Consider the following 10552-nt stretch of genomic DNA (forward strand, 5'->3'; position numbering starts at 1 on the left):
CCGAGACATCGTGGATGCCCTCGTGACCGAGCAGAAGGTTCTCCACCTCCTCAGGAGAAATCTTCTCCCCGCCCCGGTTGATCTGGTCCTTCGACCGCCCCAGCACGGTGAGGTACCCGCGCTCATCCATGCGCACCACATCGCCGGTGCGGTAGAAGCCGTCCTCGGTGAAGCTGCGCCGGTTGATCTCCGGAGCACGGAAGTACCCGCGGATCGTGTACGGACCCCGGGTCAGCAGATTTCCCGGCATACCGACCGGAACATCATTGTCCTGCCCGTCCACCACCCGGACCTCATCGTCCGGGGAGATCCGTAGCCCCTGGGTGGCAGCGATGGTCTTCGGGTCATCATCGAGCCTGGTGTAGTTCACCAGGCCCTCAGCCATCCCGAAAACCTGTTGCAGGGTTACCCCGAGCTCCGGTCCCACCCGGCGCGCCGCCTCCTCGCTGAACTTCGCCCCACCGACCTGGAGAGTCTCCAGGCTGGAGAGATCATAGTCATCCTTCAGCGGCGAGTTCAGCCACAACAGAGCCAGAGGCGGTACCAGTTGGCTCTGGGTGACCCGGTGCTTCTCGATGAGGGGGAACGCCGTCTCCGGCATGCCGTCCGGGGCGAGGACCATGGTCGCCCCCGCCATTACGGCTCCGAGCACACCCGGCGAACTCATGGTGAAGTTGTGCGAGATCGGCAGAACGATCAGTTGCACAGTGCGCTCGGTGATGCCACATATCTCGTTGCTCGCCCTGACCGAATAGAGGTAGTCGTCATGTGTGCGGGGGATCATCTTGGGAAGCCCCGTGGTTCCGCCCGAGAGCTGGAGGAAGGCGAGGTCCGCCGGGTTGCTGCGCTGTGCGTGCACCAGCGGTTCGCCGGCGGTGAGTTCAGTGAAGCTGCCGTCGTTGACGGTCCAGCAGAAGTCCAGGGGAGGAAGCTTCCCCTCCGGCAGTGTGTCCGTGATGTAGCCCCGCGCCCCGGAGAACTCGATGAAGTAGCTGATCTCGCGGGCCTTGTGTGCGGCCAGGGCGAAGACCGGAACGGCTCCGATCTCCCAGAGTGCGAAGACCGTCTCCAGGTACTCGGGGATGTTCGGCAGGTGCACGACCACCCGGTCACCGCGTTTCAGACCCCGGTCCAGGAGGCCAGCGGCCAGCCGGCGGACCCGGTCATCGAGTTCGGCGTAGGTGATCTCCCGGTCCCCGGAAATGACAGCTGTCTTGTCGGGGAACCGCGCGACGGTCGCGGCGAACATGTCGGCGTGGGCCTGCCCGGTCCAGTACCCGGCGGCGCGGTACTTCTCGGCGAACTCCGCAGGGTACGGGACCACACCGTCCACGGGCACAGGCGTCACTGCCATGTCAGATACCCCGGGAACTCAGTTGGTCAGCGGCACCGGGGACCGCCTCAGCCAGATCATGGCCGGTGCCGACAATCCGGTTGTCCGCATCGACGTGCACGATGCGGGGCTCATAGGCTACTGCCTCCTCCTCGGTGGCCTGCAGGTAGCTCATGATGATGACCATGTCCCCGGGGTTGACCAGATGCGCGGCCGCGCCATTGATGCAGATGTGGCCCTGCCCGGCGGTCTCCGGAGCGCCGGTGATCACGTAGGTCTCGATCCGGGCGCCGTTGGCGATGTCCACGACCTGGACCTTCTCGCCCTCGATCAGGTCGGCGGCCTCAACAAGATCACGGTCGATGGTGATGGAACCGACGTAGTGAAGGTCCGCCTGGGTGACGGTCGCCCGGTGGATCTTCGATCCGAGAATCGTGCGCTGCACTACTGGGCTCCCTCATACTGGGCGGCGAAATCCCGGAGCGACTTCGGACGGATGTCCTTCCAGTACTCCTCGATGTACTCGACGGCCTCGTCGCGGGGGGCACCGTCCGGGGCTCCGAACACGATCTCCCAGCCGGCCGGCACGTTCTTGAACGAGGGCCAGAGGGAGTACTGCTCTTCGTGGTTTCGGACCACGAAGAACTCGTAACGGTCATCGTCGAAGGGGTTGAGGTCAGACATGGGTGCTCTCCTTGGCGGTAGCGGAAGATTCAGTGATGGAGGTGAGGATGTCCCGGGCCCGGACGGCCACATTGGACAACAGGGATGAGGTCAGGCCGTGGGAATGCTCCACGTTGCCGTTGAGGTAGATGCCGCCCGCCCGGTTCGTCTCGTGCGGCAGGTGGAACCGGTAGTCCCGGTCGACCACCGGCAGGTTGTCGACGAATGCGCCGGCGACGTTGATGGTGCCGTCCAGAAGGTCTCCTGGATCCCGGGGGCGGAAACCGGTGGCGTAGATGACGGCATCCGCAGTCACGCTCCGCGTGTCGCGGTCGGCGAGATCACTGATCTGCACCGTGACATGATCATCCGTCTGTCCGGTGATCTCCGCACAGGTCACCCGGTGGATGTGCAACCGTCGGATTCCCGCGACCTGCTCGTCGTAGCAGCACTGGAACAGTGTGTCGATGAGATCCTCATCCACTGCGGAGTAGTTGGTGAGCCGGTGCTTGACCAGCAGTTCTCTCTTCAGCTCGGCAGGGGCCGTGTAGAAGTCATCGACAGACTCGGGGTCGAAGATCTGGTTGGCGAAGGGAGTGTCATCACTGGGGGTGTAACCGAAGCCACGGAAGGAGTTGTGGATCTGCGCCTCCGGGTACGTGTCATAGAGATGCTTCACCACTTCCGCTGCGCTCTGACCGGCGCCGATGACCACAAAGGTCTGTTTGTCCAGCGACGGGATCTGCTGAAGATGGTCGATGAGCTGGTGATTGTGGAAGACCCGGCGGCTGGTTTCCACCCCATCCGGAAGGTGCGGAGCGATACCGGTGCCCAGGACCACTGACCTGGTCCGAAGGGTTCTCCGCCCCCGTGGCGAGGAGGTGGCGACCTCGTAGTGCTCGCCGTTCCATCCGATCCGCTCCACCGATGTCCCGTAGTCCACCGGGGCCGTGACCCGGCATGCCGCCCAGGACAGGTAGTCATGGAACTCGCGGCGGGACGGGGTGAAGGTCTGCAGGTTGATGAAGGCGGACAGCCGCCCCCGGTCGTTGAGGTAGTTCAGGAAACTGTAGGAACTGGTGGGGTCACGTTGGGTGACCAGGTCCTTGAGGAAACTGATCTGCATGTCCGTACCGGGCAGCAGCATGCCGTCATGCCAACCGAAGTGCGGTTGTCTCTCCAGGTATCTGGCCGTGATGCGGTCTCCGAGGCCACGGGTGGTGTTCTCTTCCTCACAGAGGATGGCGAGGGCCAGGTTGGAGGGGCCGAAGCCCACCCCGACCAGGTCCAGTACATCCCCGTCACTTCCGCCGGTCTTCGCTTCGGGTGGTGCTTGTGCTGTCATGGACGCGCTGTGCTCCCTGATTCCGGCCGCAGGGATCCTGCGGGACTGCCGTTGAGGTTTCCCTCACCTTAGGAATCGGGGGAGAAAGACCGTTCACGGAAGGCGAAGCCGTTTTAGCATGCGCTCACTCCACCCCCATGGAGACCGTCTGGCGGTACAGGTACGCCCGGCGGTACTCCGTCGGTTTCACGTTGTGCGCACCGAGGAAGGCACGCGTGAACGAGGATCCGTGGCGGTACCCGATCCGCAGTCCGATCTCCGTCACGGACAGGTCCGGGTTCGCCAGCAGGATGCGGGCCCGCAGCATCTTCCGGTCGATCACCCACTGTTCGAAGCACTGCCCGGTGGCCCCGAGGAATCGCCGGTCGAAGCTCTCCAGGCTGCACCCGATCCGCTCCGCCAGCAGCCGTTCCGAGGTCTCGGCACTGTGCGCATCGTCCAGCAGCCGGGCGAGCACCGGGTCCCCCGCGGCCCGCAGATCCACAGTCTCCGGCACCAGATCGGTCATCTCGACGCCGGGACCGCTGACCGGGCGGAGCGCGGTGAAACCGACCATCGACCGGTACAGCAGTTCCGCCCGTGCGTCCGTCCGGAAACGGGTGGGCCTGATATGCCGGCGACGCAGAGCGACTTTCCCCGGTAGCTCCCCCACCGGGACCATCACCGCTCCGGCATCCATACGCAGCCGGTGCCAGACCCCCGCCGGGATCCACACCCCGTCACCCGCCACGAGGTCGACCACCCCGTCGCCGAGGACCAGTTTCCCCGCCCCCCGGACCATCCAGATCATCACGTGGAAGCTGTTCACCCTCGACCGCAGATCGGCCGCCGGAATCGCATCGGCCGGGCCCAGCACCTCCGCAAGCGGACTCCCGTCCCAGGCACCTGTTCCCGAGGTGTACACGGTCGTCTCGGGTTCGCACCTCCGTCGCCTGCACACCTCGGACGGGCGGGCACTGGTCTCCCGATGGAAGGCCTCACTCAACGCGCCGGCCGAGCCGTAGCCGGTCGCCTCCGCGGCATCCTCCACCGGCACCCCCTGACGGATCAGATGGAAGGCGGTGACCGCCCGGACCCGCTGCCGCCACGCCCCGATTCCCATCCCGGTGGACGCCCGGAACATCTCCGTGATGTGGCGTGCGGTGTACCCGACCGCCTGCGCCCATTCCACGATGCGGCGACGATCGGACGGGTCATCCAGGATCTGCTGACCGATCTGCTTGGCCGCCCAGTGGTCCGGCAGGGGAGGCAACGACAACGACAGATCCTCGGCCGCCCCCGTCAAAGGACCCTCCGTCCGGCCGGAGCGTCCGCCCAGAGCCGCGAGGGGATCGCGGGGATCATGCCCCTTCCAGTCCGGCATCTTCCACCGGGAGTACAGGTGCAGCAGGACATCGGCGGTGTCCCGGGTGAGGAACTCACGGATCACCACCGACGGAACCTCGGGGAAGCTACCGACGGGGATCAGTACCGAGAGAGCGACCGAATCCTCCGTGGTCTCGATGTAGTCGACCGTCATCCCCGGTGGAATCCACAGCGCCTCCAACTCGCCGAGCCGGTAGAGCTCACCGCCCACCATCACCTGGGCATGACCATGCTCCACCCAGAACACATGGCAGTCCGTGTACGCCGTCACATTGTCCAGCCACGCCGCCGGCAGCGTCCGGACCCTGTCCCCGGCCCTCATTCTGGTGTTCATTCACGTACCTCCGCGACAGCGGGACCCGGTCAGGCGCCGGGCCCGTGTGATGTATAGGTATCCGAGATTACAGTTAGGCTCACCATAGAAGCACCGCTCATACACATCTCCACCCCCCGCACCACCCCCGGAACACCGCCTGAGGTTAGGCTTTCCTCGTGAACCTCTCCACCGTTTCCCCTCGCGGACGGCTCCCACTGGGCGTCATGACCATCTGCGGAACCGCCATCGCCTTCGACGGCTACGACATCGTCGTCTACGGCACCACCCTGTCCAGGCTCCGCGACGAGTGGGGCCTGACCTCCGCCCAGGCCGGCAACGTCGGCTCCGCCGCACTCGTCGGCATGTTCCTCGGCGCACTGGTCGTCGGCACCTTCGCCTCCCGCTGGGGCCGCAAGCGCACCTTCCTCGGCTGCGTCGCCTGGTTCAGCGTCCTGATGATCCTCTGCGCCGCCGCACCCGGGCCGGAGATCTTCGCCGCCGTCCGCCTCCTCGCCGGCATCGGACTCGGCGGCGTCATGCCCCTGGCCGCCGCATTCACCACCGAGTTCGCCCCGCGTGACCGGGCCGCCGTCGCCTACGTCATCATGCAGTCCGGCTACCCGGTCGGCGGCGTGGCCGCGTCTCTGCTGGCGAAATGGATCATCCCGGAGTTCTCCTGGCACTGGATGTACCTCATCGCCGCCCTGCCGCTGGTCACCGTTCTTCCCGCAGCGTGGCGGTGGCTGCCCGAGTCCGCCGAGGAACAGTCCGTGGCTGCATCCAGTGAGGCACGCCGACATACCGCACGGGCCGGTCTGCGCGCGGTCTTCGCCCCCGGGATGCGGACCACCACCGTGATGTTCTGGGTCATGAGCTTCTGCTCCCTGCTGTTCGTCTACGGCGCGAACACCTGGCTGCCCACACTCATGCAGGACGCCGGACGCGGTTTCTCCAGCTCACTGAACTTCCTGCTCTGCTTCAACCTCGGGGCCATCGTCGGCGGGATCGCCGCCGGCCGGGCGGCCGACCGGTGGGGGTCGAAGATCGTGGTGACGGCGTCCTTCGTGGTGGGGGCGGTGGCGGTGCTGTGCTTCGCCGGGGTGGACGGCACGGCACCACTGCTCATCCTCGCCGCCTTCGCGGGCTACGGTGCGGTCGCCACGCAGACCCTCATCAACGGCTGGGTCACCCGCTCCTACCCGGCCGAGGCACGGACCACCGGCGTGGGCTGGTCGCTGGGCATCGGACGGCTGGGCGGCATCGTCGGGCCGTCGGTCACCGGGTGGATCGTCTCGGTGACCTCCGGCGGCACCGCGGCGTTCCTCCTCTTCGCCGCCGTGGGTGTGGTCGGTGCCGTGGTGGCCTGGACTGTGGGCCGGCCTGTGCGCCGGCCGGAAACCGGTGCGGGAGCACGCTAACTCCGGTGCACATCGGAACAGGACGGTGGTTGTCGGGGATCTAGAGTCAGGTCGGTCACCACCGCCTAACCCCTAGGACCGCATGCGACCCGATCCCGCCCAGGAACCCGACAGCGCCCTGCGCAGCCACCTGCTCGGTATCCACTGGCCCCTGTTCTTCCAGGCGGCACCCGAACCGCCGTCACCCGCGCCGGTACCGTGTGACGCCTCGACCACTCCGGCACGGTTCACCTGGCGGGTCATCCTCGCCGCGAGACGGTGGACCCTCCCGGCGGGTGTTCTCCAGATCATCAGCCAGATCGCCGCGACCGTCACCCCCGTCATCGCCGGACTCGCCATCGACCACGGTGTCCGCGACGGTGATGCCCGGGCGTTGACCGGATGGCTGGTACTCCTCGCCGTGGTCGTCGTGGCAGGCTCCCTGATCGGGCGCACCGGGTCGAGAATGGGCCTCTACGGCATGCAGCAGGTCCAGCACAGGCTGCGGATGCAGGTCACCGACCGGCTCCTGGACCCCGCCGGGACGGCCGACCGTCGGCTCGGCGGCGCCCTGCTGTCCGTGGCCACCAGCGACGTCTTCCGCCTCGCCGCCGCGATGCAGCTGCTCGTCTACCCCGTCGGCCAGATCGCCGCCGTGATCGCCGCCGGAGTGATTCTCCTGGTCATCGCCTGGCCGCTGGGACTGGCGGTCCTCCTCGGCACACCGCTGCTGCTGTGGCTGATGACCGTCGCCGGTCACCCGCTGCAACGGCGCAGTCAGATCCAGCAGCGTCGGGTCGCCGCCGCCACCGGCCAGGCGGCCGACCTCATCACCGGCTACCGCGTGATCAAGGGCCTGCGCGCCGAGGACGTCGCCGCCGACCGGTACCGGGAGGTCAGCGCCACCGCCTGCGACGGTGCCGTCGCCGTCCACGGGTCCCGGGGCGTCTACCTCGGGACCATGGGGGCGGTCTCCGCCGTCTTCCTCGCCGCACTCACCATCGGCGCGGCCGGCCTCGCGCTCGGGGGGCACATCACCGTCGGCCAGCTGATCGCCACGGTGGGGGTGCTCCAGTTCCTCACGGGTCCGCTCAACGGTCTCGGCAACTCCATCGGCACCACCTGGGCCACCGCCGTCTCCTCCGCCGAGCGGGTGCTCACCGTGCTCAACGCGGACGTCGCCCGAACCGGCGGAAGTGCTTCCCTGCCCGGTGCTCCCGTTGCCGTGACCGTACACTGCGATCCACCACTGACAGTGGCTGCCGGGGAATGCCTCGGGGTCCGGGCCTCGGGGCCCGCGGCCCGGGAACTGGTCACCGCCTGCACCGACGGGCAGGTGACCCTGATGACGGAGAACGGCACCGTGTCCGGCACCGACCTTCCGGTGGGGGTCTACCGGCGCACCGTCCTGGTGCCACCACACACCGCCGATCTCGCCGATGCGACGCTCGCCGAGAACCTCATCGCCGGTGACACCGACGGTGGCGATGCGCGCACCCGGGAACTGGTGGACTGCGCCCTGGATGCCTCTGCCAGCACCGACATCCTCGACAGTCTGCCTGACGGACTGGACTCCCAGGTCGGCGAGGGCGGCACCCGCCTGTCCGGCGGGCAACGCCAACGCATCGCCCTGGCCCGCGCCCTGGCAGCCGACGCCCCGGTCCTCGTCCTCCACGACCCCACCACCGCAGTGGATGCCGTCACCGAGCACACCATCGCTTCACGGTTACCCGGGGCACGACAGTCCGGACCCGACCGGATGACGATCATCGTCACCGGATCCGCCGCCCTGCTCGCCACCTGCGACCGGGTGGTGGACCTGTGAGCGACATGACCTCCCCCACACAGAATCCTGACCGGTTGCCCGTCGCCACCGGAAAGCGCACTCTCGCCGTGCTCTGGCAACGCCTCCGGGGCCACCGCGGCGTCCTGGTCTTCTCAGCGGTGATCTCCACGGTGGCGGTGGTCTTCGACCTGGTGACCCCCGCGGTGCTGGGCGCCGTCGTCGACGATGTCTCCGGCCGCGCCGACGGGCACCCCGCCGAACACTCCCTGTGGACCTACGCCCTGCTCATCGCCGTCGCCGGGATCGCCGGGGCCGTCCTGTCGGTCTACGGCGTGCTGCTGGCCGCCCGGATGATGGAACGTCTGCTCGCCGGACTGCGCGAGGAACTGATCACCACCGCCCTGCGACTGCCGCAGCAACAGGTGGAGCGCTCCGGCACCGGGGACCTGATCTCCCGGGCCAGCGACGACGTAGCCCAGGTCTCCACCGCCCTGTCCCAGGTACTGCCGTCGCTGACCCGCACCGTGTTCACCATCGTGGTCACCGTTGTCGGGGTCTCGGTGCTGGACTGGCGGTTCGGCCTGATCATCCTGGTGGCCCTGCCGCTGTACTGGTGGATCCTGCGCTGGTACCTGCGGCTGGCCCCACCCATGTACGCCGCAGAACGCGCCGCGTTCGGCGCCCGGGCCCATGAACTGCTCAGCGCACTCAACGGAGTCGACACCGTCCTCGCCTTCGGCCGGTCCGACTGGCACTCGCGGCGGATCGCGGCGGCGTCCTGGGCGGCTGCGGCGTGGGCACTGCGGGCGCGGACCGTGATGACGATGTTCCGCACCCGCATCGACCTGGTGTTCCTGTTCATCGTCGCCGGGGTGATCGTCGCCGGATTCTTCCTCGTCGACGCTTCTGTGGTGACCGTGGGGGTGACCACCTCGGCGATGCTGTTCTTCCTCCGGCTGGAGGGTCCGCTCACGATCCTGATGATGCAGTTCGACACGCTGCAGTCCGCGACCGCGTCCCTGGCGCGCATCGTCGGGGTGATCGACGCGGACCCCGGGACGGGTACCCGCATCGCGTCGGCAGGTGTGGCGACCGGTGCGGCGTCATCCGCTGTGTCGCTGGACGGGGTCGGGTTCTCCTACGACCCGGGTCGGCCGGTGCTCCACGGCGTGGATCTGCGGGTCTCCCCCGGTGAGCACGTCGCCGTCGTGGGCACCTCGGGGGCAGGGAAGACCACCCTGGCGGCGCTGGTGGCGGGGATCCACCCGGTGGGTTCAGGGACGGTGACCGCACCGGAGAAGACCGCACTGGTCGCCCAGGAGACCCACGTCTTCGCCACCACGCTGCGCGAGAACCTCACCCTCGTCGCCCCCGCCGCGTCCGATGCGGAACTGACGGAGGCCCTGTCTGCGACCGGCGCGTCCGGACTGCTCGATGACCTCCCCGACGGGTTGGACACCCTCCTCGGCATCCCGGGGTTCCCGCTGACCGCCGCCCAGCAACAGCATCTGGCGTTGACCCGGCTGCTGCTGGCGGACCCGGACCTGGCGATCCTCGATGAGGCGACTGCGGAGGCCGGGTCCGCCCACGCCCGGGTGCTCGACCACGCCGCGGAGGTCGCGCTGGCCGACCGGACCGGACTGGTCATCGCCCACCGGTTGTCGCAGGCCGCCGCATGCGACCGGATCGTGGTGATGGAGCACGGCCGGGTGGTGGAACTCGGCAGTCACGGGGAACTGCTCGCCGCCGAGGGACGCTACGCCGAACTCTGGGCGGCGTGGAGCAGTTAGCACCGGGTTCCGGGAGATCCGCGGTGCGCCTGCGACGAAGACCCCACCCCGTGCGGGGGTGTTGCTAAGAATGGTTCACTTCCGACCCGGTGCGGTGGCGCGGCGCACCTACCGTAGCGACCGACCATCGTCTGTCGTCACTGACATTCCCCACCGTCCAGACCCCTGTTCCAGGAGACCCGCGTGCCCCGTCGCATCCGCCCGATCACCGTCCACCCCATGACCCTGCGCAACCTCGAGGTGACCGCCGTCACCGACATCACCCCCGCACTGCGCCGGATCACCCTCACCGGCCCGGACCTCGCCGACTTCACCTCCACCGGCTTCGACGACGACGTCAAAATGTTCTTCGCCTACCCCGGACAGACCGAACCCGTCCTCCCCTACATCGAGAACGGCGGGATCCGCTTCCCCAAGGAACCCGCACCCCTGGTCCGCACCTACACCATCCGCGCCTGGCGCCCCGAGGCCGGCGAGCACGGCGAAGTGGACATCGACTTCGTCAGACACGGCGTCGGCGTGGCCACCACCTGGGCCTACCGCACCCGCCCCGGCGA

The 10552-nt window shown here is 67.9% G+C and carries 9 protein-coding genes; 4 read left to right on the plus strand and 5 right to left on the minus strand.

Going from position 1 to position 10552, the window contains the following annotated elements; translation table 11 throughout:
- The 5 genes from QZV72_RS08260 to QZV72_RS08280 form a co-directional block, all read right to left on the minus strand.
- On the minus strand, positions 1-1354 hold a 1354-nt coding region (locus QZV72_RS08260; RefSeq protein ID WP_297007192.1), incomplete at its 3' end, for a (2,3-dihydroxybenzoyl)adenylate synthase.
- A 1-nt stretch (position 1355) separates the two neighbouring features.
- Positions 1356-1778: an aspartate 1-decarboxylase gene (gene panD, locus QZV72_RS08265; RefSeq protein WP_297007195.1), complete on the minus strand. Its 423-nt coding sequence runs from the start codon at positions 1776-1778 to the stop codon at positions 1356-1358.
- Positions 1778-2017 (minus strand): MbtH family protein, encoded by a 240-nt coding sequence (locus QZV72_RS08270; RefSeq protein ID WP_297007198.1) that lies wholly within the window; start codon positions 2015-2017, stop codon positions 1778-1780. Before QZV72_RS08270 ends, panD begins: the two co-directional genes overlap by 1 nt.
- Positions 2010-3341 (minus strand): lysine N(6)-hydroxylase/L-ornithine N(5)-oxygenase family protein, encoded by a 1332-nt coding sequence (locus QZV72_RS08275; protein WP_297007200.1) that lies wholly within the window; start codon positions 3339-3341, stop codon positions 2010-2012. The genes QZV72_RS08270 and QZV72_RS08275 overlap by 8 nt, the downstream gene beginning before the upstream one ends.
- A gap of 124 nt (positions 3342-3465) precedes the next feature.
- Positions 3466-5040 carry a helix-turn-helix domain-containing protein gene (locus tag QZV72_RS08280; protein ID WP_297007202.1) on the minus strand — a complete coding sequence of 525 codons (1575 nt, stop codon included), beginning with the start codon at positions 5038-5040 and terminating at the stop codon, positions 3466-3468.
- Between the two features lie 206 nt (positions 5041-5246).
- Between QZV72_RS08280 and QZV72_RS08285 the strand changes: the two genes are divergently transcribed.
- The 4 genes from QZV72_RS08285 to QZV72_RS08300 all read left to right on the plus strand — a co-directional run.
- Positions 5247-6440 carry an aromatic acid/H+ symport family MFS transporter gene (locus QZV72_RS08285; protein WP_297007205.1) on the plus strand — a complete coding sequence of 398 codons (1194 nt, stop codon included), beginning with the start codon at positions 5247-5249 and terminating at the stop codon, positions 6438-6440.
- Between the two features lie 82 nt (positions 6441-6522).
- Positions 6523-8244 (plus strand): ABC transporter ATP-binding protein, encoded by a 1722-nt coding sequence (locus tag QZV72_RS08290; protein ID WP_297007206.1) that lies wholly within the window; start codon positions 6523-6525, stop codon positions 8242-8244.
- Between the two features lie 5 nt (positions 8245-8249).
- Entirely contained in the window at positions 8250-9995 is a 1746-nt protein-coding gene (locus QZV72_RS08295) for an ABC transporter ATP-binding protein (protein ID WP_297007209.1), read from the plus strand.
- A gap of 183 nt (positions 9996-10178) precedes the next feature.
- Positions 10179-10552 (plus strand): siderophore-interacting protein (locus tag QZV72_RS08300; RefSeq protein ID WP_297007211.1); only part of this gene is annotated, 374 nt, incomplete at its 3' end.

Origin of the sequence: uncultured Corynebacterium sp. (assembly GCF_902782855.1) — a bacterium.
Taxonomy (GTDB): Bacteria; Actinomycetota; Actinomycetes; order Mycobacteriales; family Mycobacteriaceae; genus Corynebacterium.